Source organism: Romboutsia sp. D33t1_170424_H2, from assembly GCF_015669105.1.
GTDB classification, from domain to species: domain Bacteria; phylum Bacillota; class Clostridia; order Peptostreptococcales; family Peptostreptococcaceae; genus Romboutsia_C; species Romboutsia_C hominis.
In genome coordinates this window covers 201,373-226,782 of sequence record NZ_JADOZQ010000001.1, presented here as the reverse complement: position 1 = coordinate 226,782, position 25,410 = coordinate 201,373, and the positions used below count along the sequence as shown (strand labels likewise).

Below are 25,410 nucleotides of genomic sequence, written 5' to 3'. Positions count from 1 at the left end.
TAAAATAATATATAACAGTTACACCGCTGTTACTTTAGATTACAAATTCGTAATTAAAGTTACAGCGGTGTAACCTTTGTTAAAACATGTTTTTAAATAATTAAAAAGGGTATGCAAATTTGCATACCCTTTATATATTATAATTTTAATGAAGCACCTTCCCAGTCTTTTATAAAGCTCTCTATTCCTTTATCTGTTAAAGGATGTTTAGTCATTTGCTTTATAACTTTAAGTGGAACTGTTGCTATATCTGCTCCTAATCTTGCAGCTTGTGATACGTGTATTGGATTTCTAACACTTGCAACTATTATTTGTGTATCTATATCATTTTGTGCAAATATATCCACTACTTCTTCTATTAATTCAAGTCCATTTTGACCTATGTCATCAAGTCTTCCAACGAATGGGCTTACATATGTAGCTCCTGCTCTAGCTGCTAAAAGAGCTTGAACAGAACTAAATATTAAAGTTACATTAGTTTTTATCCCTTTTTGAGATAATATTTTAGTAGCTTTTAGTCCTTCTTCTGTCATAGGTAATTTTATTACTATATTTTTATGTATTTTAGATAGTTTATCAGCTTCTTCTACCATTCCTTTTGCATCTAAGCTTATAACCTCTGCACTTATAGGCCCGTCTACTATTTCTGTTATTTCTTTTACTACTTCTATAAAGTCTCTTCCTTCTTTAGCTATTAATGATGGGTTTGTTGTAACACCACATATTACACCTAAATCATTTGCTTCTCTTATTTCTTCTACATTGGCTGTATCTACGAAAAATTTCATATTAGCCCTCCTAAAACTTATTTATATATTTATATTATTTTTTGTTTATATATTATAGTTAATATTATTTACTAGTCATAATTAAATATTCTAATAAGTAATATCATTTATATAATATACCATATTATACATATTTTTTCACGTTAATTAATTATTTAACTTCTTATATTTTATTATATAAATCTAAAAATCCTACATATTATATATTCTCTAATTGTAAGTAATAAAAAAGTATAGGACAAATAACATATTAAATACTTTATCCTATACTTTTATATTATAATCTAAATTAAATTTCTATTTTATTTTAAATATTATATTATCTAAATTTTATAACTCCATTTTCTATAGAATCAAGTATTGCTAATGATTCAAGTCTTATACCTTTACTTAATAAAAGTTCTCTTCCTTCTTGGAATCCTTTTTCTATAGCTATACCAACTCCTACTAAATTAGCTCCTGCTTGATCTACTAAATCTTTAAGACCAATTGCTGCTCTCCCATTTGCTAAAAAATCATCTAGAACTAGTATATTTTCACCTTCATTTAAATATCTTTTAGATACTTTTACACTATATTCTTTTCCTTTTGTAAATGAATATACTTTTGTTTCATATACTTCTTTATCTAAGTTCTTAGATTCTACTTTTTTAGCAAAAACCACAGGCACATTTCCAAAATGTTGTGATGCTATTGAAGCTATTGCTATTCCTGAAGCTTCTATTGTTAATATTTTATCTATTTTTTCATCTTTAAATCTATTTTTAAACTCTTTTCCCATTTCATTTAAAAAAGCTATATCTAATTGATGATTTAAAAAGTTATCAACTTTTAATATATCATTTCCTTCTATTCTTCCATCTTTTAATATTTTCTCTTGTAGTAATTCCATATTTATCCTCCAAACATTATGTTTAACTCTGATCTAATAAAAAACTCCTCTCTATTTATAGACAGGAGTTAATAATCTAGTTAAATATATAGAAATAGTCATTATGTAAATATTAAAATTACTAACAATGATTATATTACTAAATAAAACTATACTTTATATTAAGCTCCTGTAGTCAAGCTATTTACGGTAGCTATGTAGAAACATTTGAACCATATCTTCAAAAATATACAGGTAATTTTTTATGTATCTATTTATTTATATAATTATATTATATATATTTACTTTATTCAATATAGTTTTATTTAAATTAAACACTTTCACTAGCATCTAAGCTATATTCTAATTTTAATAATATAAATATTTTTACTTCTCCTTTTCTTTCAAAAGTATTGTAATCTTTTAATAATTATCCATTAACTTCTTTATATAAGGGTCTTAGTTCAATTTATTTAAAAGTCACCACTTTTCTCCAATTTTGATTTAGAACTTGAGTTATAGTACCTTCTTCATATCTAGTTAATGTGTTTGTAGTTTTTATTTTATATGTTAATTCTATATTGCCTACTTTTTCATTAAATATTAATATAAACTATAAAATTATATTAATTAAAACTATAGGTCCTGTACAACCCATACCACTTTCTGCATATATATCATTTTCCCATAAATCTATGATTGCATCATCTAAATCCATAATATCTATTCCACTTATTTGTTCTGTAACTATTTCTTTTTTAGGCATTTTAACTTCTTGTTTTACTTTTATTTCTTTTTTTGTAGATTTAGATATTATATCATTTAATTTAGCTTTTTTAGTATTTCAAATTCATTTTTAGTTAATTCACTTATACTTCCTTTTACTATATCATAATCATACTTTATTGCATTTTTTACTACTGGAGCTCCTGATGCTCTAGATAATATAAGCATTTTTCAACTTGTCTAGCACCATCAACATTAAGTATACCTACCTTTGGATTTCTTATCCCTATGCTTTTTGCAGTAGCTATACCACATATTGCATTTCTAACCATAGACTCTATTCTATTAGTTGCACTAGTTCCTGTTGTTGCAAGTATCATTTCTTTTCCTTTGCCTGGTGTTATAACTCTACCTACTGTGGATACCCCTATAGGAAAGTTATAATGCATTGTAACACAAGCATCTATATATCAGCTATCTAATAACTCTTCCATTTTTTATGCATTTCTTTTTCACAACTTACTTCTACAACTTCAAAGTTAGTATCTACTTTTTTACCTATTAAAACTATATAAAATAAGCTAGACTTAGCTAAATTAGCTCCATTTACTAAATTATCTATTCCATGTTCACTTCCTAATGTAGTCAGTCCTACTCTTATTTTTTTACCAAATTCTCCACTTTCTATTGCATCAGCTATCTCTAGAAGAGTTTGCCCTATTATCTTTTTAGCCATAATATTACCTCCTATTCTTCTATCATATCTAATGCTAATTTTCTTAGGGACTCTGCTATTATCTTTTTAGCTTCTTCTTTAGATACTCCATTATTTTATTCACTTATTCCTATATTTCTCTAAGCGCATCAACACCATATACATACGTATCATGAAGCAATCCTTGAGTTTGAAGCATATAAACATATGCTACTTTTGGAAGGTGTGGATACTCTTTTATTGATTCTAAAAGTGGCTTAGTTTCATAAACCTTAACTTCATCAGGAGTTAAATTTCTAGCAGTTTCCCCTAAATATGCTGCAACTTTAAATCCTATCATTCTTATTGCTTTTTCATGGTCATGTTGTTTTAATTCATCTACTGGTTCTGCTATAGCAACTATATTGTTAAGATTAGAGAAAGGGCAATATTTTGCCCCAGGTCCTGTCATATCGATAATACCTTCTTAGAATCCTACTATTTTACCAGTAGTAACAACAGCACACCCATAAATTGCATGAGTTTTTTCACTTCCAACAATTCAATCTTAGATATTATTCCTGGGAATATTCCTCCATTACCTTCTACTTTAACTCTTGGTTCTATAACATCTTTTACTGGTACTATTCTTACACTTTCACCTGAATGAGCTAGTTCTAGATCTATAGACTTTATATGCTCGTCCCCACCAATTTCTTTAAGCATTTCTTCCTTGTTGATGTATAATGTAGCATCTTTAACTTTAGTTACTTCCCAAACTGAATATCTCTTATAAAAATTTTACCTAACTCAAGACGCATGCTTGCACCCCCTAATTATTTAAGTTTTAAAAAACTAAAATTTATATTTCTCAACTAACTCAATATATAACCTTTAATATTTATCAAACTAGTTGTAAGTAACTATTTTATATAAATATTAAAGGTATTTCTTTATCATTTCTTCTATATTAATCCTAGTTGCATCATCTTTTGTAACCTCATCTATTTTTTGACCCTCTTTGTATATAGCTATTGTTGGAAGTCCTAATACCTTTTCTTTTATAGCCAATCTTCTAGCTTTTGTTGTATCTAGTTTACAGAATTTAAAATTTTCCTTATATTTATTATCAAGTTCTTCAACCTCTGGAAGCAATGCTTTACACGGTTCACACCCTTCACTCCAAAAATCTACAACAACTATACCTTCATGTTTTAAAACTTCTTCTTCAAAGGTATTTTTATCTAAAATTATCATTCAAACTCCCCCTTTATAATTAAATAGTTGATTTTTCTAAATTCCATTCTTTACTTTCTATATATTTTTCAGCACTTATTGTAGCTATAGCTCCATCATTAGTAGCTGTTACTACCTGTCTTAAAGCTTTAACTCTGCAATCTCCTGCTGCAAATATCCCTTCTATATTAGTCTTCATATCTTCATCTGTTATTATATAGTCATTTTGGTCTGTATCTATTTTATCTCTAAATATTTCTGTTTCTGGTTTGAGTCCTATGAATACAAATACCCCCATTGTTCCATCTTCTTCATCTGCTTCATATTCACTTAATTCACCTGTTAGAATATTTTCAAATACAACTTTTTCTAATATTCCATCACCGCATAATTCTTTCACAGTCGTATTGTGTACAAATTCTATATTAGGATTGTTTTGTGCTTTTTCTGCTATTGATTTGGCACAAGTTAGCTTTTCATTTCTATTAATTATTGTTACCTTTCTAGCAAATTTTGTTAAAAAAATCTCTTCTTCAACTGCGCTATTTCCTCCACCTATTGCAAATACTTCTAAATCTGTGAAAAAATCTCCATCACATGTTGCACAATATGATACTCCCTTACCTGTTAGCTCTTTTTCTCCTTTAACACCAAGCTTTCTAGGTATAGACCCAGTAGCAATTACTACAGCCTTTCCTCTATATTCGCCTTTTTCACCTTTTAATACTTTTATATCAGATTCTAAATCTACATCTATTATATTATCTTTTTTCATTTCTGCCCCAAAACCTTTGCATTGTTCCACCATTCTTGCTATTAACTTAGGTCTACTAGCATTTTCTACTGAACCTGGATAGTTAGCAACATCATGAGTTGTTACTATTTGTCCTCCAGTTTTTCCTTTTTCAAGTATAAGAGTTTTTAACTTTGCTCTTGCACCATAAAGTCCTGCCGAAAGCCCTGCAGGCCCTGAGCCTATTATTATTAAATCATATATATTTCCCATAAATTTCTCCTTTATATTTATTTTTTTAACATTTTTATAAAAAAATATTTTATTATTTTGTCACATACAAATATTATTTTTAATTTCTATAATATATATTGAATTCTTTCTAATGTATTACTTAAGATATCTAAGTCTATAACTCTAAAGTCATCTATTACATTATATGTCCAATTAGGTGTTTGTTTATTATTTTGAAATTTATTAGAAATGTATATTGCTTCTTCAATTAATAGTACTGAATTTGTATCTAACTTGTTTGATTTTTTTAATATTATACTTCTGTATGGAGTTTCATTTGGCTTTATACTGGAATACATCGGATGTGATAAAAGTTCGTAACCTTTGTGAATTAGATTTCTACTTTCTTTTAAAACTTCTAAATATATGTCATTTATATATTTTACATTTTTGTGCTTTATTTTGTTTTTGACAATAGTATTATCGGTTATTATTATTATAAAAATCCTCTCCTTTTTAAGTCTATTTAATAAAAAACAGAGAAAACAAATCCCATTTGTTTTCTCTGTTAATATAATCTTCAGAATTCCATCTGAATATAGTATTTTTACCTGAGAATTTCATTTGATTAAATTAGGATTTAATCAAACTTGTACCTTCGGTCACTTCTTTTTAGAAGTAATCTCCTATATCCTTCAACCGGAATGTTTAATTTTTTTATACTTTCTAAGTTAAGAAAAGAAACTTTCAATTTAAATTCCAATATATTTTTCTATAAATATTGCTACATATTTCTACAGTATATATATTATAAAGCTTTATCATCTATACTATCTAAATAATTTTTAATAACATCTATAATACTTTCTACACATCCATCTTCAAATGGAGATTTTAAATCACCTATCTTTACTATTTCTAAGAATGACTTTGTTCCTCCAACTCTACATATGTCTAGATAATTTTCCCATCCATTGATTCTGTCCACCCTCATTTTTTTCCAAAACTGTAATGCACATATCTGAGCTAATGTATAGTCTATATAATAAAATGGATTTTTAAATATATGTCCTTGCTTAAACCACCAAGTTCCTTTTTCTAAAAAATCATTATCTTCAAATATTCTATGTGGTAAATATTTTTTCTCTAGTTCTCTCCAAATATTTTTTCTTTCTTCTTTAGTCATATTAGGCTGTTCATATATATAGTGCTGGAATTCATCTACTACTATTCCATATGGTATAAACTTAATAGCTGATGATAGATGAGTAAATTTATATTTCTCTGTATCTTCTTTAAAGAATAATTCCATCCAAGGCCAAGTTATAAATTCCATACTCATAGAGTGTATTTCACAACTTTCATAAGTTGGGAAGTTTATTTCTGGCATATCAATCCAAGTTGACATATAAAGCTGAAAAGCATGACCTGCTTCATGAGTTAATACATCTATATCATCTAATGTTTGATTAAAGTTCGAGAATATAAATGGAGATTTATAATCTGGTATATATGTACAGTATCCACCTGCTGCTTTACCTTTTTTAGTTACTAAGTTCATAAGTTCATTTTCTAGCATGAAATTAAAGAATTCTTTAGTTTCATTTGATAGCTCAGAATACATTTTTCTTCCATTTTCTATTATGTATTCGTCACTTCCCTTAGGTGTTGCATTCCCACTTAAAAACTCAAGGTTTTCATCTACATATGTAAGTCTATCTACACCTATCCTTTTAGATTGTCTTTCGTAAAGACTATTTGCTACAGGTACAATATAATCTAAAACTTGTTTTCTAAAGTTTTTTACCATGTCTTTGTTGTAATCAGTTCTCATCATTCTTATATATCCTAATTCTACAAAGTTGTCAAAACCAAGTTTTATAGCCATATTATTTCTTACTTTAACTAATTTATCAAATACTTCATCAAATTCATTTTCTTTTTCTTCAAAGTAATTGTAATATGCCTTAGATGCCTTTATCCTCATATCTCTATCTTCACTTGACATAAATTTTAAAAGTCCAGATAGGTTTCTTTCTTCTCCTTCAAAATGAATTTTAGCAGATGCTAATAGTTTTGTATATTTAGAACAAAGCTTATTTTCCTCTTGAAGGTCTTTTATTATTTCGCTACTAAAAGACTTTAAATTAAAGCTTGCTATATTTATAAACTGTCTTCCAAAATCTTTTTGAATATCTTCTTTAAATTTTGAGTTTACTACTGATTTATAAAAAAGTGAATTAAGTTCTTCATATAATGGAGAATATTCGTCCCAATACACTTTTTCCCTTTCATAAAACTTATCTTCAACATTTATACTATGTCTTATAGAACATAATGTACTCATAGTTTCTATATTATTTCTAATGCTATTTAGTTTATCAATATTTTGTCTTTGCTCTTTGTAAGTTTTTGAATTTTCTATATTATTTATTATTTTTATTATTTGATTTTTACTTTTTTCATAATTTGGTCTTTCATATTTAAAATCTGAAAACTTCATTGAAATATCTCCTTTATTTATATTTATTTTTAATATTTATATTATAGCATACACTCTTTTTTAATTTTCTCTATATAAATTCTGCATATATTGATATAATTATAACTATCTTTATGTAAATATCATAGGAGGATTATATGTATAAATTAATAGCACTAGATATTGATGGCACTTTATTAAATACCGAAAAAAAAATAACTAAGGAGGTTTTTGACTCTATCCAAGAAGCTAAACAAAATGGGAATAAAGTAGTTTTATCTACTGGTAGACCACTACCTGGTGTAACTCCACTACTTGAAGAGCTTAATTTAACTGATGAGGGGGACTATGTTATATGCTTTAACGGAGCTGTTGTTCAAGAAGTTAAAACTAAAAAAGTTATATCTAATATAGAAATGAATTATGATGATTTTAAATCTATATATGAACTTTCTAAAAAACTTAATACTTATCTTCATATAAGTACACCACTTGATGTTGTAACACCTAACAAAAAACCTAGTAAATACACTGTTTTAGAATCTGATTTAAATAAAATACCTTTAGTTTATAAACCAGAAGAAGAAATAGATGAAACTATGACATTTTGTAAGGTTATGATTGTTGACGAACCTGAAAAATTAGAAGAAATAATAAAAAATGTACCTCAAGAATTTTTTGATAAATACACAGTTGTTAGATCTGCTCCATTTTTCCTAGAATTTTTAAATAAAAAAGCTAATAAAGGAAATGCGCTTAAAGCTTTATGTAAAAATATAGATTTATCTATAGATAAAGCTATAGCTGTAGGTGATGAAGAAAATGACAAGCATATGATAGAGTATGCAGGGCTTGGTGTAGCAATGGGTAATGCTCGCGATAGCATAAAGAATATTGCAAACTATATAACTAAAACTAATAATGAACATGGAGTTGCACATGTTATCAATAAATTTTTACTAAATAAATAAGTATTAATATTAATCATGTAATATAATTCTTTCTTTGTGGATATAAGTCGCTTTATGTAAACTAACTTATATCCATTCTTTATATATTCATATGCGTTTAAGTTCTTGTATTACATTATTTTTTATTATTAAATGTTATATCTTTGAGTTTAAATTCTCTTTATTTTGTTATCTTCCTAGACAATGTAGCTGTCCAAATACCAACCATAGTAACACCTAAAAGCATTTCTATTGCAGATAATAAAGTACTAAAAAATCCTACTGGAGTTATATCTCCATATCCAACTGTTGTAAAAGTTACTATACTAAAATACAATGAATTAATGAAGTCTTTATTTATAGAAGATACATCTATATTTCCCATTAATGCACCTTTATAATTTATAAATTCTCCACCTATATTAAGACCTGTTATCATGTATAATATAGCAAATACCAATACAATTTCTAAAGATGTTATAAGCGCATATGTTGGACGTTCTCCATAACCACAAAGTGCCCAGTATATTATGGACTTTAACTTAGCTATTCCTTTTAAACCATCTTTCTCTATTAATTTAGCTATATAATAATATTCTCCACCTATGTTTAATAATCTATTAGCTTCAAATTTTGTTGATATATCCTTATATACCTTGTATATATCTATACACTCATTCTTATCTTTTTTCTTTAAGTCAACTTTATCTATAAATGTATGCTCGTCAAATTTACTTAAATAATAATCTTCAAAAGATATATCTAAATGCTTTGGACGTAATATTTTAATAGCACTTAAATCACTGTCACAAATTATAACCTCTTTCATTATGCATTTATTAAATATAGAACCATTTAGATTACTTTCCTTTATATATACATTTTTTAAACTCATGCTTTCAAATTTTGTTTTTTCTATATTACTATTAGTAAATCTAACATCTCTAAACTTACATTCATCTTTAAATATATTTATATCATCTTTTTCATTATAGAATTTACAATCTTTAAATATTACATTTTCAAAATCACATTTAAAAAACACATTTCCTATAAATATACAACTTATAAATTCTATATTTTCAAACCTACATTCTTCAAATTCACAATACAATACTCTTAAATTTTTTAACTTTTTTTCATTTCTTTCTTTACTAGAAAATTTACCAATACTTTTTTTGTGTATTCTTAAATTATATAGCTTTTCTTCATCATATATATTATATAAATCACTATAATCTTTATTTTGAGTTTCTATTGTATATATTTGTTCTTTTTCTATTTTAAAATTTAACTTATTTATATATTTCATTTCTTTCTTCATTTTTTCAAGTTCGTTGTATGAATCTTCTCTTACTTTCTCAAAATTATAAGTTCTCATTTCATCACCCTAGTTTTAATTAATATAACATAATTACTTTATTTTTTTATAAAACCCTTTATTTATAGAATATATATCACTATTTTTTAATATATCTTATAAAGAGTGTTTATCAATGAATTCTAAGTTTCACTATATATTGTTTATTAAAGTATATAAATTATTGGAGGTTACATATGAATAAAAATGTTGAGAAACTTAAAGAAGTATTACCAAAGAAATGTTGTTCTTATTGTACTCATCTTTCTCTAGATGGTCCTGATAAAAATTACAAATATAATATAAAATGTATATTGCTAGATTCACCACCTAACCTATATAATGATTGTGATTATTTTGAATGTGAATATTCTAATCTAACTAGCTTTGACTTAGATAATCTGTATAGTGAATATTTAGAGGCATGCCTTAAAGTTAAGTATAAGGAATACTTAAATAGCATACATTGGCAAATATTTAAAGATTATGCGCTTAGAGAAAATGATTATACTTGTTCTATTTGTGGACAAGAACACAACTTAGATGTGTATCATATTAATAAAAATTTAGGCAGAGAGACTCTAGAGGATGTTGCAGTTTTATGTGACAATTGCCTAGAATAAATATATACCTTAAATGGATTAAATCTTTAATTTTTTCACATACTAAATTAGATAAAATTCTAGGAGGTATATTAATTATGAATGGAAATTTAGTATGTTTAGCATCTACATGTTTTTATAATAAATGCAGTAGTTGTTATGCTAACGGTATAAATATCTCAGGTTCTATAGCATCAAATACAAATGGTACCCACTGTCTAACTTTTGAAGATAGAAAAAATGCAACTTTGACTAACTCAACTAGTAATGAAGACTATGCTAAAACTCACAATATAGCTTGCCAGGCCAAAGAATGCAAACATAATGACGAAGGCTCTTGTGTTGCATTAAATGTTCAAATAAACAACGAAAATCAAAGTTGTGAAACATTTTGTCCTAGATAATAGCTATAAATAGATTAACTATAATTATTAAGTTGTAATATATAAGTTATATTTTCTTTTATTTTTCACATACTAACCTAGAAGATAATTTTAGGAGGAATGTAATTATGAATGAAAATTTAAATTGTTCTGCAACTAACTGTGTGTATAATAATAGCAAAAAATGCTATGCTGGAGGCATAAATGTTGCTGGTAGTAGAGCAGATTCTACATCTCAAACTACTTGTTCAACTTTTGTCGAGGGTTCTTTTGGATCTTTTACAAATAGTACTAATGATGAATATATAACACCTGAAAATATAATATGTCAGGCTGAGAAGTGTAAATATAATGTTAGTAAAGCATGCAAAGCTGAAAAGGTTCATATAAACTCACAGGATGCAAGTTGCGAAACTTTCATATCTAAATAATTATATTTTAATATTTATTTAATCTAAAAATCACTGGATAAGTATCCAGTGATTTTTTCTATAGTTTCAGTAAAAACGCATTAGTATGTATTAAAATTAAAATTTACTTAAGTTTATAACACATTTATGCATTAGCTAATATTTCTTCTTTATACTCTCTTGCAGTTTCTTCATTATTTAAAACTCTTAATGTGCCAAGTGCTAATGAATCTAATTCATTTTCTCCTGGCATTATTTCTACATTAGATATAAACTCTACTCTTCTCTTTATATGTTTTGTTACAAGCTTTGAGTAAGCTATTCCACCTGTCAATATTATTGAATCTACTTTTCCTTCTACAACTGTCGCTAATTCACCTATTGCTTTAGATACTTGATAACACATAGCATCATGTACTAATTTAGCTTCTTTATTTCCTTCTTCCATCATTTTTTCCACTTCTCTAACATCTACTGTATCTAAATAAGAAACTATTCCACCTTTTCCTCTTATCATCTTTAACATTTCTTTATGTGTGTAATTTCCAGAAAAACATGTATTTATTAATTTTTTACAAGGAATCCTACCTGATCTTTCTGGTGAAAATGGTCCTTCATCATCTGATACAATGTCAATCATTTTTCCTTTTTCATGAATACTTACAGTTATGCCCCCACCTAAATGAGCAACAATTAGATTAAGTTCATTGTATTTTTTATTATTGTCTTTTGCAAACTTTATAGCCATAGCTCTAGAGTTAAGTGCATGGCTTAAGCTCTCTCTATCCATATTTTTAATTCCTGATAATCTAGCTATATCATTTAACTCATCAACGGCTACTGAGTCATATATGTATGCATTTACTCCTATAGATTTTGCTATTTCATAAGAAATTATAGCTCCCAAATTAGATGCATGTTCAATAACTGGTCTGTTAACTAATCTATCTATCATTTCATCATTTACTAAATATGCTCCTGATTTAACTGGAGGAAGCAATCCCCCTCTTCCTACAACAGCACTTAAAGTGTTTATATCTATATTATTTTCAGCTAGTACATTTAATACTTCTTGTTTTCTCATTTCAAATTGGTCTTGTATTCTTTCATACTTTGCTATTTCTTCTGATTTATGATCTATTCCTTTTGATAAAATTTGATTTTCATCATCATATACTGCTATTTTAGTTGATGTAGACCCCGGATTTATAGCTAATATTCTATAATTCATAATAATCCCCTTTTCCCTTTTTTTAAGTTATATATTAAATATGTTCTAATTTATCCCTAGTTTTAATGCATATTTAAATTAAGCTATTATAAGTACTAACTTATAATAGCTTAATTTTTATTTATATAATTTGTGTGCTTTTTGATTTTTAAGCTAAAGCTTCCTTACTTACTAGTTTCATCCCTTCATTAAATGCTTTTATATTTATATCAACAAATTTTTCTTTTACATTGTCTTTTATTATTTGTTCCCAATTTATATCTTCTAAGTTCATAGATTTAACTAATGCCCCTAAAAGAATTATATTCATTACTTTAGCATTTCCAATTTCTAGTGCTTTTTCTGCTGCATTTAATAAGCTTCCATTTAATCTATCTAATTCTTTTTCAATTTCTTCTTCTTTGTATTCAGCCTTTCCTGTAAGTATTGGCATAGAATCCATTCTATAGTTATTGTATATTATTTTTCCCCCTGGCTTTAAATACTCTAACCATCTTAAAGCTTCCATTTTTTCAAAAGAAACTAATATGTCAGCTCCACCTATTTCTATAACTGGAGAATATACTTCAGATCCATATCTAACTTGAGAGGAAACAGAACCTCCTCTTTGGCTCATTCCATGTATCTCACTCATTTTTACATCATATCCAGCTTCCATAAGCCCTGTAGTTAATAATTTACTAGCAAGTATAGTTCCTTGCCCACCTACTCCAACTAAAAGTATACTTTTTGTCATATTAGTTTACCTCCTTAGCTAATCCATTATTAGATATTGCATCTTTAGGACATACTTGAGAACATACATTACATCCTACACATTGATTTTTATCTATATTTACTTTCTTTTCATCCTTGTCAAATGATATAGCAGGACAACCTGTTTTCATACATATCTTACATCCTATGCAAGCATCTTTATCTATATCACATTTATTTGTAAATGGATTGTTAAATTCTTCTATGTCTTCTTTAGAGAATCTCTTAAGTACACATGGCCATCTAGTTATTATTACTGAAGGTTCATCTAATTCAAATGCCCAATCTAGCGTCTCTTTTACTTCTTTTAAGTTATTTGGATCTATTGTTCTAACTTGCTTAACACCACAAGCTCTAACTAAACCTTCTATATCAACTATTTCAGTAACCTCTCCTTGTAATGTATACCCTGTTCCTGGGTTTTGTTGATGCCCTGTCATTCCAGTTATTCTATTATCTAATATTACAGATATTGAATTACCTTTGTTGTATACTACATCTAATAATGAGTTTATTCCTGTATGGAAGAAAGTGGAGTCACCAAGTACACCAACTACTCTCATTTCGTTATCTTTTTTCATATTAAATACTTTTTGAGCTCCATGACCTGCACTTAAACTAGCTCCCATACATACTACTGTATCCATAGCATTATATGGAGGTGCAAATCCTAATGTATAACATCCTATATCTCCTGATACTAATACATTTTTTCTCTTTCCTAACTCATAGAAAAATCCCCTGTGTGGACATCCTGCACATAGACCTGGAGGTCTTGGCACTACTAATTCCTTATTATATTTTATTGTATCGTTTGTTTTCCCAAATACAGCTTTTCTAAGAACATCTGGAGTCATTTCTCCCATTTTAGGGAATAAGTCTTTACCTATACAATCTATACCAGCTGCTTTTAGTTGATCTTCTATAAATGGATCATTCTCTTCTATTACATATATTTTTTCAACATTAGATGCAAACTCTTTTATTCTTTCTATAGGTAATGGATTTGTAAATCCTAGCTTCATATATGATGCATCATTTTTAAATACTTCTTTAGCAAACATATAACACATTCCTGATGCTATTACACCTACTTTGCTATCATTCATTTCACAATAATTTAAAGAAGTATTATTAGAATATTCTTCTAGTTTTTCTAATCTTTCTTCTACTGAATGTCTAAGTACTCTTGCATGTGCTGGTACTGTTAATGTTTTTTGAGGATTTTTAACATAATCTTTTATTCCAACTTCAACTCTATCACTGCACTCTACTATTCCCTTTGAGTGACATAATCTAGTTGTAACTCTATATAATACTGGAGTATCAAATTCTTCACTTACTCTATATGCTTCTTTTATCATATCCTTAGCTTCTTGGCTATTTGATGGCTCAAATAAGGCAATTTTTGCAAATTTAGCATAATTTCTGTTATCTTGTTCATTTTGAGAAGAATGCATTCCTGGTTCATCAGCAGAAACTAATATCATTCCCCCATTTACTCCAGTATATGCAAATGTAAATAATGGGTCTGCTGCAACGTTAAGTCCAACATGTTTCATAGATGCTATTGTTCTAGCACCTGCAATAGATCCTCCTATTGCAGCTTCAAGTGCAACCTTTTCATTTGGTGCCCACTCAGCTACTATTGAATCTTTATATGTAGCTATATTTTCTAATATTTCTGTACTTGGAGTTCCAGGATAAGCAGATGCATATTTTACACCAGCTTCATATGCTCCACGAGCTATGGCTTCATTACCAGTCATTAGTTTTTTCATATTAAATTCCCCCATATATCTTAGTTTTAAATCTATTTCCTTTATATTTTTAACTAATTTATATATAATACATTTAGTATTATTATCTATTTTCTACCAACTTCTGACTTTTTACATATTCAAGCGCATTTTTGATTATACTTGGTGCTATCTTACATTTATTTTCATTTACTGCACAAACAGCAAATCTAAGCCCTGCTTTTAAAGGTACCATATATACATTATCTTTAGTTAATTCCTCGCATACTTCTCTTGAATTTTCACAAGGTATGCTTACAAAAAATCCATCTCTATATGGAAGTATATCAAGCCCTACTTTTTCAGCTTCTTCTACAAATGCATTAGCTCTTCTTTTTAACATTTCCTTATACGTATTTTTTTCCTCATTATATTTCTTAAACTTCTCTGAATTATTTACTATATTGGAAAGAATTGCCATAGCTCCTCTATTGCAATTTGACCAATTTGCTCTGCAAGAGTGTACACAAGCATAGTAGAATTCTTCTGCTACATTTTCACTTGAAGTTATACAAACTGCTGCTCCCATTCTCATACCATAAGCTGTAAATCCTTTAGACATACTAAATCCTACTATAACCAATACATTTTCTGGTAGATTTGAGAACTTTTCAAAGAACATTCTACTAGCATTATCATCACTAGCAAAATCAATATATGCTATATCAACAAACAATATTATTTTCTTTTCTTTATTTTGAGCTACTTCTTTTGATAATCCTATTATTTTATCCCATTCATTATCTGATATGCTGTATCCTGTTGGGTTATGTGCTGGTGTGTTTAGAATTGTAAATATTCTTTCTTGTTTATCTGCTATTCTTAAAAATTCTTTTTTAAATGATTTGAAGTTGAAATTATTATTTTCATCAAATAACTCATAAGTTCCTACCGTTCTTCCTATTTCTTCTGTAATGCTTACATATGGACTCCAAAACCAATCTGATGTTAATACTTCATCACCTGGATTTGTATAATTCCAAGTAGCTAATTTTATAGCTCCACTTCCTCCTGGAGATGCTACTGCTCTTATATAACTATTTGGCATGTAATCTTTAAAAACTACTTTTTTAACAGCTTCAAGATAATCTGGCTGACCTTCAAGTGCTGCATAAGCAGATATTTCTGCATTTTCTAAGTTTTTATACTCACTATAAACTGTATCTAAAGTTATTAATCTTCCATAGTCATCCATTAATGCTCCTATAGTAGCATTTATAACATTTTCTCTTCCTATATTCTTTTCAGCTCTTTGAGCTCTCCCTGATAAATCAAATATTATATCTTTCTCTCTTGGCCATATAGAATGCTTAGCCGCCATACTTTGCATAATATTCCCACCACCCTATAATTATTTACTTTCACCCTTAATATAAAGCAACATTTATGCCAAATATTTAAAAATTCAAATTAGTTTACTATAATAAACTAATAATTAATATAAACTAATAAAAAACAATTTTTTTTAAGTAGGCTTGTTTTTTATTAGTTTCATATTTATGTGAATCTTATTATTTATAATGACTTACCTTCGATGATAATTTTTTATGTTAATAAATCTTAACATTAGTTACTATTTTTTAACACATTAATCATTATCTTTATATTTTTTCCAAAGAGCTGTTCTGCTTATCCCTAAGATACTTGCCACCTGTGTTTTGTTTAGTCCTTGAGATAATAATATATTTATAATCTTTGTTTCAACATATTTATTTATCTCTTTTATATCAATACCTATTTTTTCGTAATTTATATTTTTAAATTGACTATTACATGTATTCAAGTTATATTCATCCACTTTATTATCTTCATCTTCCACATATAATATTTCTATTTTACCTGTTAATACATATTTTTGTGCTACATTCTTTAGCTCTCTAATATTTCCCAACCAATTGTGATTATTTAATAGATTAACCTCTTCTTGCTTTAGCTGAAAGTTATCACTGATAGAAGATAGATTTGAAAAACCACCTTCTTCTATCATTTTTCTCACAAAATATTCAAACAAAAATACTATGTCTTTTTTTCTTTTTCTAAGTGGAGGTATATTTATCTCTAGGCTACTTAATCTATAAAATAAATCAGCTCTAAAAGTTTTATCTTTTATTTTTTGTCTTAGATTTTCATTAGTAGCAGCCATTATCCTTATATCTAGAGGTATCACCCGATCTGACCCCATTCTCATTATCTTTTTTTCTTCTATAACCCTAAGTAATTTAGTTTGTATATTTATAGGTAAGCTATTTATTTCATCTAAAAATATACTCCCTCCATGAGCAAGCTCAAAAAGTCCTGGCTTCCCACCTTTTTTTGCTCCTGTAAATGCTCCTTCTTCATATCCAAATAATTCACTTTCTAATAAACTTTCTGATATAGTGGCGCAATTTATAGCCACAAAAGGTTTATCTTTTCTTTGACTAATATTGTGCATACTTTGTGCTAACACTTCTTTTCCACAACCACTTTCTCCATATAATAAGGTCGTAAATTCTGTTTTACCAATCTTTTTAGCCATTTCTACAAGTTCTTTACTTATTTCATCTTTGAATATATAATCATCAAATGTATATTTAGCACAGAGCCCCTTATTATTTAAATCCATACGTATTTTTCTTTCTAAACTTTGTATATTAGTTATATCTTGAAGTATTCCAATTATTCCTTGAACTTGTCCATCAACTATTATGGGTACTGACCTTGTGTTTACTGTCAATTTATTTATATTTCTTATCTTACGCTTATGACTCTCATTTTTAATCATAGCTTCTACTAACCAATCCATACAAGGAAATACATCTTTTATATTTTTCTTATATACTTCTTCCTTTTTTGTATTTAATATTTTCTTTGCACTTTCATTAAATAGTATTATTTTGCCTTTTGTATCTATAGCTATTATTCCATCTTTTACTCCATCTAGTATATTTATAAGCATTTGATTGTTAAATTTCTCATTTGATAATGAACTTATTATATTTTTAGCGTATTCTATAACCTCTGTTATAGATTCTTCACTAGCATTTATAAATACATTATCTATGTTATACTGTCTAGCAAAAGAACAAGCTATTCCACTTCCAACTATAACTATACCTTCTTTTTTATCGATGTATTTTAATACCTTGCTTCTTATTTCATATTTAGATTTGAACCATTCTTCCTTTATACGTATATTTATTACATCCTTTAAACTTATATAATCAAAATCTACTTCATCATACCCTAATATAAGAACTATTTCCTTTTTATATGTACTAGCTAATTTTATAGCTTTTAGTAAATCTATAGATTTCATATTTAAAGGTATTATGGGTACATTTACAGTATCTAATATAAGCTTATATCCTCCACCTCTACCTATTATTACTTGAGCTCCTTTGTCAACTAATATCTTTCCTTGTTCTTCTAATAAATCTAATTCTATAATATCTATTATAATTTCTTTATTTTTTATTTCCCTTGGGTAAAGTGTTTCTATTTTTTCTTTTAACTCTATATTTGACGCTATAACCCCTATTACATTTTCCACCTTTAGTTCCCCTTTTATCTCATTTTAAAAATTTATATTAATTATATCATATTAAATTTCTATTAATTAATATAATTTAAAGTATACTTATTTAAATATATAAACTTAGTAATAAACTATAAAGTATGGAGGTTTTGTTTATGCAATATAAAAATAGCCTATTTAATATGCCCTCTGACAAGGGCTCGTTAACAGTTAGAGGTGTAAGTTCTTTAAATATAGAATCTGATATGGCAAAAATTAATGTTAGAATCTCTTCTCAAGATAAGAGCTTAGAAATAGCAAAAGATAAAAATAGCGAAATTTTAAACAGACTTTTATATAGTCTTTCTGATTATGGTGTTTCAAAGGATGATATTTTTAGTAAAGACATTTCTGCTACTCAAAATTATGATTATGAAAAAAATACATTAATTTCTTATACTGTAACTCAACTTATAACTATAATAGTTCATGATTTAAGTAAAGTTAATGATATTTACTCTTTAGTAGTTGAAAATGGTGCAAATGATGAAATATATATAGATTTTTCTTTATCTAATCCTAATGAATACTATAATAAAGCATTAAAAAAAGCTACTCAAGATGCTAAAGATAAAGCTAGTATTTTAGCTAAAAGTTTTTCTCTTAATTATAATCCCATACCTTGTAAAGTTACTGAAATAAGTTCTCAGCTAAATAATATTAATTATTCATCTAAATCATCTATCACAAATGTAGTACCTGGTATAGTTAAGATAACAGCACAAGTAGATGCATCCTTTTTAACTTATTGTATGTAATAAAAAAAGTCTACCAGATCAATGGTAGACTTTTTTTATTTATACTATACAGTTTTCTATTTGTATTATATAATCTTGGCAGTTTTCACATATTATTATACTAACTATATAACTGTCATCAACTTTACCTGCTCTTAATAATTTGTTAAAACTTAATCCTTCATAACTTTTATCTATATCACTTATAACAAACTTTCCATTTTTAGTGAATATATAAAAATGATATTCTAAAAAACCAAAAAACTTTTGCTTTTCCTTAACTCCTTTTAGACATTCTGGGCAAGCTTCTTGGTAATATTCCATATCAAAATCTATTTCACTGCCATTAGATAACATTTCTAATATATTTTCTAATTTTATGCCATCTACGGGCTTTTCTTCATCATTTAATAAACCACTACAGTTATCTAAACTTAATACATATTCTTTATCTTCATAATTAAACTTATACTCTTTCATATTACACCTCTTATTTACCTATTTCAGATACAAAAGTTACTTCTTTAGTTAATGCATCTTCATATTCTGCATCATTTATATATCCAAGTTCATGCATTTTATAAAGTATTGTTTCTTGTCTTTTCTTTGCTTGTACAAATTGACCATATTTTGCTGGACTATTAGTTATTCCTGCTAACATAGCGCATTCAGCTAAGTTTAAATCTTTAACATCTTTACCAAAATACACTTTAGCACCTTTTCCTACCCCATAGGCTGATTTACCTAAATATATATTATTTAAGTATATACCTAATATTTCATCCTTAGATATGTTTTTATCCATGGAAGTTGCATTAAACATATCCTTAAGCTTTCTTTTTATAGTTTTATCATCACTTGTAAGTAAGTTTTTAGAAATTTGCATTTCTATAGTGCTTCCGCCCTGAGTTGTATTTGTTAGTAAATTATGTACTACAGATCTTACTAAAGATATAGTATCTACACCATTATGTTTATAGAATCTTTCATCTTCTATAGATACAATAGCATCTTTTAAATACTTTGGTATATCATTATTATCTACCACTTCACTACTTATATAGTTTTGCTCTAATAGCTCTTTAGTTACTTTAGGTGAGCCTTTGACCACTGTAAATACATAAATACTAGAAACTATTGATACTAAAGCTAATACTAATAACATTGCTATTAGTAAATTTTTAAATAATTTTAATAACTTTTTATTTTTTTTCCTCTTGCTTTTTTTAGTTCTTGAACGAGAACTATAAGTACTACTTCTTGTTCCTCTATTTATAGTGTTTTCATTTTTTATTTTTTCACTTACACTTCTATTATTAAATACTTTATTATCCGTTTTATTTGTTGTTTTACTTGTACTTGAGCTTACTCTTTTCCGTCTTATTTTATTATCATCATTATTATAACTCATAAAACCTCCTTATTTATAAAGTAATTATACATTGTTATACAAAATAAATCAAAGAACAAATTTGTAAGATTATGACTATACTTAGTTTATGCAACTTTATATATTATTTGTATATTATTTGGCTAAAAAAAATGATTTTTGGAAATTATATAATATATAAAATAATCAAAGGAGGCTTTATTATGGCTTATTTTATACATGATACTTGTATAAGTTGGTGGCTTGTGAACTAGAATCTTTTGACAAATGTATATAGACCAGAGATGAAAAATACGTTATAGACCTAGATATATGCATGAATTGTTCTACATGTAATAGCATATGCCCTGTTGATACTCCTCAACTGAGGAATAATATATAAAAAAAGAAAAGCAACGCTTTTCTTTTTTACTTTATATTTATGCTATGTACAATTTGTTCTTTACTTTTATCTTCTATATTATTTAACTCTAATTTTATAGGATCTTTAGTATTATGAAGCGTTATTCCCATTTTTATATCTTTATCATCTCCACCTTTTATATTTCCTATAAATCCTTGTATATCTTCATTAGCTGTTGAAACAAAATACTTAACTGGTTTTCCGCCTTGATATGGATATACATCTATATTAGATAATTCTATGTCGTATTTACTATTATTTCTAACATTCATACTTATTATAGCAGAAGAATTGTAAACATCTCCTACACTTATTTTTTCCTCTACTATATTTATGTCCTCTATGCTTATTTTTATATCATCTTTTTCTACATTATTTATTAATATATCTTTATTTAGTATATTGTTTTTTTCTATACATATTGATGTATTTGACATAGCTATAAAAAATAATAAGGTTAAAAGCAAACATTTAGATTTTTTCATATATACCTCCTAGATTTTTATAGTTTATCCAGAAGATGTATTTTTATACATTTTTATTTAAACTAAATTTAATTTTTAATTAAATTTAGTTTAAATAAAAATTTTATAAAACTTTTTTTAAATTTACTATTGCTTTTTTTGTCGAATCTTGTTATTATAAATACAAGGTTATTCCCCTAATAACCGATTATTTACTCCCCAAATAAAATATATTCCCTAATAAACCCCTTTTTATAATATATTTTACCCCTTTTTAATGACCTTACTTGATCGGTTTAAAGTAAGGTCATTTTTTTATTCTTTATAATACTTCTTATAAGCTTATATCCCTTAGCCTTTGTGTCTACTGTATAAATTTTCCCATCACTCAATACTTTCCATACTGTATCTTCTTTGTATAACCTTATATAAGTATTGTAGTTTTTATCTTCTAGTTCCCATACAAAGTCATTTTCTTCTAATTTTTTATATCTCCAATCTAAGTTTCTACTTACACTAGATAAATCATTCATTATTTCTAAAACATCTTCATACCTATCCCTTGGATCTATCATAAGACATTTTTCTATTATATTTATAATTTCTCTTGGTACATGAGGCAAATATTTTTTTCTTATAGGGAACTTCCCTTTAGCGCATGCTATTTTTAAACTATTTAAGTCCTTATATTTTCTGGCTTGATTATTATATTCTTCATTTCCATTACACATTCTATATAATGTAGTACCTATTTGATATATATCAATTTTTTTATCTATTATAGAATTTGTACACTGCTCTGGAGCTATATGCTTATAATATACATTTCTAAGCCTTGCATTTCCTGAATTATTTAAATACAATGCCGAACCAAAATCGGTTATTATTGCATTATCATTATCACTTATAAGTACATTATTTGGCTTTATGTCACAATGTATTATACCCAAAGAATGGATATATTGTATTGCTGATAAAAAGTCTAATGAATACTTTATAACTTCTCTAATGGTTAAGCTTTTATTCTCTAATAAATTATATAAAGATCCTCTTTCTAGGTATGGCATTGTTATATATATATTATTTTCATCTTGAGATGCTGTATTTATATTCATTATATTTGGATGATTGCACCTATATATCTTCTTAGATTCGTCAAAGTATTTATCTGCAGATTTTAATTTTTTTTTACTTATTTGCTTTAGTATAAATTTACATCCAAGCTGAGTATCTTCTACTAAATATAAATTTGAATTAACCCCTTCAGATTTAATCTTTTTTATTACCTTTAAGTTAACATTTGGATTTATTTGCATATTTCCACCCCACAATTAAATAGAAGTTCCTCTACTATACCTTCTATCTTTATTAACTGTATAGTATCTTCATTTTCTGATTCATTTTTATTTATATAGGATTTATTAATATCATGCTCTTTTATAATAGTACTTACTAATTTTTTTATATAATTTAATCTATTCCCGATATCAAAAGACTTCGGTATAATTAATTTATTTTTAACGATATATATCTTCTTATTTTTTATTTTTTTAAATATTGAAAACTCTATCTCACTTACAGATATATTAAATTCTATAAAATTCATATGTCTAACCCCCTAAAGGTTTTTTAAGATACTATATACTATGAGTTTTAATAAAAATTAACCACTAAATATAATTAGTTTTAAAAATTTTTTATTTTGAATGATATAAATTTATGTCTTATATGAAAATAATTTAAATCATAAAATTCTAACAAAAAAGCAAACTATATTTAAATAATAGTTTGCTTTTTTGTTCATTTTATTTTTAAAAATAATTTAGCTGTAGCTAATGTATCACTATCTGCTCTATGTGCATTTTTATTTTCTATTCCATAATATGCACATGCTGTTTCTAATTTTTTATTTTTGCCTTTATAGTCCTTATTAGCCTTTAACATTTCTAATGTACATATATGGTTAGTTATAGGTTCTAAATTTAATTTATCTAAATAATAATTTAAAAATTTTAAGTCAAATTTAGCATTATGAGCTATTATAGTCCTATTTCCTATATATTTTCTAAATCTAGGTAAAACTTTTTCTATAGGGTCTTCATTTTTAACCATATCATTAGTTATGTTAGTTATATCTGTTATAAATGGCGGTATATCTGAAGTTGGTTTTACAAACCTTGAATAATTCCTAATTATTTCGTTATTTTTTATCTCAGTTATTCCGATTTCTATTATTTCGCAACCCTTATATGGGTCAAGACCCGTGGTTTCTAAATCCACAACTACATATTCTTCCATGTGTAAAACTCCTTTTAGATTCTTGTTTATCTAATCATATATTATATGATAACATGTATTATGTTTTAGCACAAAATTTGCTAATATTTATTTAAATGTACAACTTAATTCATTTATTTCTAAATAAAAAAATAAGTATCTATTAAATTATTTTTTAATAGATACTTATTTTTTATTACCCTATGTATGGCATAGGATTTGTATGCTTTCCATTTATTCTTATTTCAAAATGTAAATGTGGCCCTGTTGATCTTCCTGTATTTCCTATTTTAGTTACTGCTTGTCCTTTTTGAACCTTCTGTCCAACAGATACTAGTAATTGATCGTTATGTGCATATAATGATACCTTTCCATTATCATGTTGTATCATTACAGTATTTCCATAACTTCCTTTAGGTCCTGAATATATAACTGTACCACTATCAGTTGCTACTGCTGGGGTTCCTTTTGGTGCGGGTATATCAATACCTGTATGTATCTTTTGAACATTTAATACTGGATGAAGCCTATATCCATATGGAGAGCTTATTCTAGTATGTCCTGGGACTGGCCAAGATCCACTTGATATTATTGCTCCATTTAAATTTTCATCAATTGATGCAGCACTTTGTTGTGCTTCTTGTGCTTGTTTAGCTGCTGCTTCTGCTGCTAATTTTTCAAGTTCATTTTGTAAATTATCTTCTTCAGTTTCTAGTTCTCTCTTTAAAGCTTCTAGTTCACTTTTATCAGATTGTACCTTTTCATTATTTTCTACTAGAGATATTTTTAAATCTTCTTGCATTTTCTTTTTATAATTTAAATCTTTTTCTTTTTTCTCTACTTCTGATTTATTTTCATCTAATTCTTTTAGTATCTTCTGATCTTGTTCTACAACTTGCTTAACTACATATATGTTATTGAAAAAATCTGATATAGAAGTACTACTTAATATAACCTTAATATATCCCATAGAATAATTATTGTTTATTGCTTTTAATCTTTTACCTAGAGCTTCTTCATTTTTACTTATATTTTCGTTTAGTTTTTCTATTTCAACTTTAGTAGTTTCTATTTCACCATTTAAATTTTCTATTTTATCATTAGTTTCTTTTATATTTCCTTCTATTTCTTTCACTTTAAAATCTAAATCTCTTATTTTAGATTCTAAAGTTGTTTGCTCTTCTCTGTTTTTGTTTAATTTATCATCTACACTCTTTTGTTTAGTTTCTATATTTTTATCTTCAGTATCTGCATATATATATGTTGTTCCAAATACTAAAGAGCATACTGTTAGCACTGTCAATATTTTTTTCACTCAATCTTCCCCC

The 25,410-nt window shown here is 26.7% G+C and carries 25 protein-coding genes, 2 pseudogenes and 2 riboswitches; of the genes and pseudogenes, 6 read left to right on the top strand and 21 right to left on the bottom strand.

Translation table 11 applies throughout. The features are described 5' to 3' along the window. Positions 1 to 137 precede the first annotated feature (137 nt). The 8 genes and pseudogenes from fsa to I4U66_RS01130 all read right to left on the bottom strand — a co-directional run bounded on the left by fsa (position 138) and on the right by I4U66_RS01130 (position 7,785). Entirely contained in the window at positions 138 to 788 is a 651-nt protein-coding gene (gene fsa / locus I4U66_RS01165; protein ID WP_092926940.1) for a fructose-6-phosphate aldolase, read from the bottom strand. Positions 789 to 1,107: 319 nt separating this feature from the next. After that, the gene (locus I4U66_RS01160) at positions 1,108 to 1,680 is read right to left on the bottom strand and encodes a xanthine phosphoribosyltransferase (protein ID WP_092926942.1); all 573 of its coding nucleotides are present in this window, start codon (positions 1,678 to 1,680) and stop codon (positions 1,108 to 1,110) included. Positions 1,681 to 1,832: 152 nt separating this feature from the next. Next, positions 1,833 to 1,934: riboswitch (purine riboswitch) on the bottom strand. Positions 1,935 to 2,272: 338 nt separating this feature from the next. Then, positions 2,273 to 3,121, bottom strand: a pseudogene (locus I4U66_RS14970) (glycine/sarcosine/betaine reductase complex component C subunit alpha). Between the two features lie 124 nt (positions 3,122 to 3,245). Then, positions 3,246 to 3,900: pseudogene (locus tag I4U66_RS14965) on the bottom strand (glycine/sarcosine/betaine reductase component B subunit); the annotation flags it as partial. A gap of 118 nt (positions 3,901 to 4,018) precedes the next feature. After that, positions 4,019 to 4,336, bottom strand: coding sequence for a thioredoxin TrxA (trxA, locus tag I4U66_RS01145; RefSeq protein WP_195928320.1), 318 nt, complete (start codon positions 4,334 to 4,336; stop codon positions 4,019 to 4,021). Positions 4,337 to 4,355: 19 nt separating this feature from the next. Beyond that, entirely contained in the window at positions 4,356 to 5,321 is a 966-nt protein-coding gene (trxB, locus tag I4U66_RS01140; protein WP_195928319.1) for a thioredoxin-disulfide reductase, read from the bottom strand. A gap of 86 nt (positions 5,322 to 5,407) precedes the next feature. After that, positions 5,408 to 5,773 carry a GrdX family protein gene (locus I4U66_RS01135; RefSeq protein ID WP_271957186.1) on the bottom strand — a complete coding sequence of 122 codons (366 nt, stop codon included), beginning with the start codon at positions 5,771 to 5,773 and terminating at the stop codon, positions 5,408 to 5,410. A 98-nt stretch (positions 5,774 to 5,871) separates the two neighbouring features. Continuing rightward, positions 5,872 to 5,981, bottom strand: a riboswitch (glycine riboswitch). A 109-nt stretch (positions 5,982 to 6,090) separates the two neighbouring features. Further along, positions 6,091 to 7,785, bottom strand: coding sequence for a M3 family oligoendopeptidase (locus I4U66_RS01130; protein WP_195928318.1), 1,695 nt, complete (start codon positions 7,783 to 7,785; stop codon positions 6,091 to 6,093). 137 nt (positions 7,786 to 7,922) lie between these two features. On the opposite strand from I4U66_RS01130, the gene yidA reads away from it, so the two are divergent. Next, entirely contained in the window at positions 7,923 to 8,735 is an 813-nt protein-coding gene (gene yidA / locus I4U66_RS01125) for a sugar-phosphatase (protein WP_092926949.1), read from the top strand. Between the two features lie 160 nt (positions 8,736 to 8,895). On the opposite strand, the gene I4U66_RS01120 is transcribed toward yidA, so the two are convergent. Then, positions 8,896 to 10,095, bottom strand: coding sequence for an ion channel (locus tag I4U66_RS01120; protein ID WP_092926951.1), 1,200 nt, complete (start codon positions 10,093 to 10,095; stop codon positions 8,896 to 8,898). A gap of 176 nt (positions 10,096 to 10,271) precedes the next feature. Between I4U66_RS01120 and I4U66_RS01115 the strand changes: the two genes are divergently transcribed. From I4U66_RS01115 to I4U66_RS01105, 3 genes are all read left to right on the top strand, one after another. Beyond that, on the top strand, positions 10,272 to 10,697 hold the full coding sequence (locus I4U66_RS01115; protein WP_195928317.1) for a hypothetical protein: 426 nt from the start codon (positions 10,272 to 10,274) through the stop codon (positions 10,695 to 10,697). A 77-nt stretch (positions 10,698 to 10,774) separates the two neighbouring features. Further along, positions 10,775 to 11,080, top strand: a complete 306-nt coding sequence (locus I4U66_RS01110) for a DUF1540 domain-containing protein (RefSeq protein WP_195580883.1) — start codon at positions 10,775 to 10,777, stop codon at positions 11,078 to 11,080. Between the two features lie 107 nt (positions 11,081 to 11,187). Next, positions 11,188 to 11,490: a DUF1540 domain-containing protein gene (locus I4U66_RS01105; RefSeq protein WP_207741678.1), complete on the top strand. Its 303-nt coding sequence runs from the start codon at positions 11,188 to 11,190 to the stop codon at positions 11,488 to 11,490. A gap of 124 nt (positions 11,491 to 11,614) precedes the next feature. Here the strand turns inward: I4U66_RS01105 and buk are convergent, their stop codons facing one another. The 5 genes from buk to I4U66_RS14680 form a co-directional block, all read right to left on the bottom strand. Continuing rightward, positions 11,615 to 12,700 carry a butyrate kinase gene (buk, locus tag I4U66_RS01100; RefSeq protein ID WP_195236866.1) on the bottom strand — a complete coding sequence of 362 codons (1,086 nt, stop codon included), beginning with the start codon at positions 12,698 to 12,700 and terminating at the stop codon, positions 11,615 to 11,617. 148 nt (positions 12,701 to 12,848) lie between these two features. Continuing rightward, complete coding sequence (locus I4U66_RS01095) at positions 12,849 to 13,436, bottom strand: indolepyruvate oxidoreductase subunit beta (RefSeq protein WP_195580882.1); 588 nt, start codon at positions 13,434 to 13,436, stop codon at positions 12,849 to 12,851. A gap of 1 nt (position 13,437) precedes the next feature. Next, entirely contained in the window at positions 13,438 to 15,237 is a 1,800-nt protein-coding gene (iorA, locus tag I4U66_RS01090) for an indolepyruvate ferredoxin oxidoreductase subunit alpha (protein ID WP_195580881.1), read from the bottom strand. 82 nt (positions 15,238 to 15,319) lie between these two features. Next, the gene (locus I4U66_RS01085) at positions 15,320 to 16,585 is read right to left on the bottom strand and encodes a pyridoxal phosphate-dependent aminotransferase (RefSeq protein ID WP_207741677.1); all 1,266 of its coding nucleotides are present in this window, start codon (positions 16,583 to 16,585) and stop codon (positions 15,320 to 15,322) included. 258 nt (positions 16,586 to 16,843) lie between these two features. Next, entirely contained in the window at positions 16,844 to 18,787 is a 1,944-nt protein-coding gene (locus tag I4U66_RS14680) for a sigma 54-interacting transcriptional regulator (protein WP_195928316.1), read from the bottom strand. Between the two features lie 140 nt (positions 18,788 to 18,927). Between I4U66_RS14680 and I4U66_RS01075 the strand changes: the two genes are divergently transcribed. Then, positions 18,928 to 19,569: an SIMPL domain-containing protein gene (locus I4U66_RS01075; RefSeq protein WP_176698701.1), complete on the top strand. Its 642-nt coding sequence runs from the start codon at positions 18,928 to 18,930 to the stop codon at positions 19,567 to 19,569. A 39-nt stretch (positions 19,570 to 19,608) separates the two neighbouring features. Here I4U66_RS01075 and I4U66_RS01070 read toward each other — a convergent pair whose 3' ends face one another. Together I4U66_RS01070 and I4U66_RS01065 are read right to left on the bottom strand one after the other, a co-directional pair. Then, positions 19,609 to 20,028, bottom strand: coding sequence for a DUF3785 domain-containing protein (locus I4U66_RS01070; RefSeq protein WP_092926971.1), 420 nt, complete (start codon positions 20,026 to 20,028; stop codon positions 19,609 to 19,611). Between the two features lie 10 nt (positions 20,029 to 20,038). Next, positions 20,039 to 20,959 carry a biosynthetic peptidoglycan transglycosylase gene (locus I4U66_RS01065; RefSeq protein ID WP_195928315.1) on the bottom strand — a complete coding sequence of 307 codons (921 nt, stop codon included), beginning with the start codon at positions 20,957 to 20,959 and terminating at the stop codon, positions 20,039 to 20,041. A gap of 277 nt (positions 20,960 to 21,236) precedes the next feature. Between I4U66_RS01065 and I4U66_RS14960 the strand changes: the two genes are divergently transcribed. After that, complete coding sequence (locus I4U66_RS14960; protein WP_442971176.1) at positions 21,237 to 21,320, top strand: hypothetical protein; 84 nt, start codon at positions 21,237 to 21,239, stop codon at positions 21,318 to 21,320. Positions 21,321 to 21,346: 26 nt separating this feature from the next. On the opposite strand, the gene I4U66_RS01055 is transcribed toward I4U66_RS14960, so the two are convergent. From I4U66_RS01055 to I4U66_RS14880, 5 genes are all read right to left on the bottom strand, one after another. Then, on the bottom strand, positions 21,347 to 21,826 hold the full coding sequence (locus tag I4U66_RS01055) for a hypothetical protein (RefSeq protein WP_195928314.1): 480 nt from the start codon (positions 21,824 to 21,826) through the stop codon (positions 21,347 to 21,349). Between the two features lie 275 nt (positions 21,827 to 22,101). Beyond that, positions 22,102 to 23,121 carry a serine/threonine-protein kinase gene (locus tag I4U66_RS01050; protein WP_195928313.1) on the bottom strand — a complete coding sequence of 340 codons (1,020 nt, stop codon included), beginning with the start codon at positions 23,119 to 23,121 and terminating at the stop codon, positions 22,102 to 22,104. Further along, a complete protein-coding gene (locus I4U66_RS01045; RefSeq protein ID WP_092926977.1) occupies positions 23,112 to 23,411 on the bottom strand; it encodes a hypothetical protein in 300 nt (99 codons plus the stop codon). Before I4U66_RS01045 ends, I4U66_RS01050 begins: the two co-directional genes overlap by 10 nt. 194 nt (positions 23,412 to 23,605) lie before the next feature. Then, entirely contained in the window at positions 23,606 to 24,103 is a 498-nt protein-coding gene (locus I4U66_RS01040; protein WP_092926979.1) for a 3'-5' exonuclease, read from the bottom strand. Between the two features lie 175 nt (positions 24,104 to 24,278). Then, on the bottom strand, positions 24,279 to 25,397 hold the full coding sequence (locus tag I4U66_RS14880; protein ID WP_092926981.1) for a murein hydrolase activator EnvC family protein: 1,119 nt from the start codon (positions 25,395 to 25,397) through the stop codon (positions 24,279 to 24,281). Between the last annotated feature and the right edge of the window lie 13 nt (positions 25,398 to 25,410).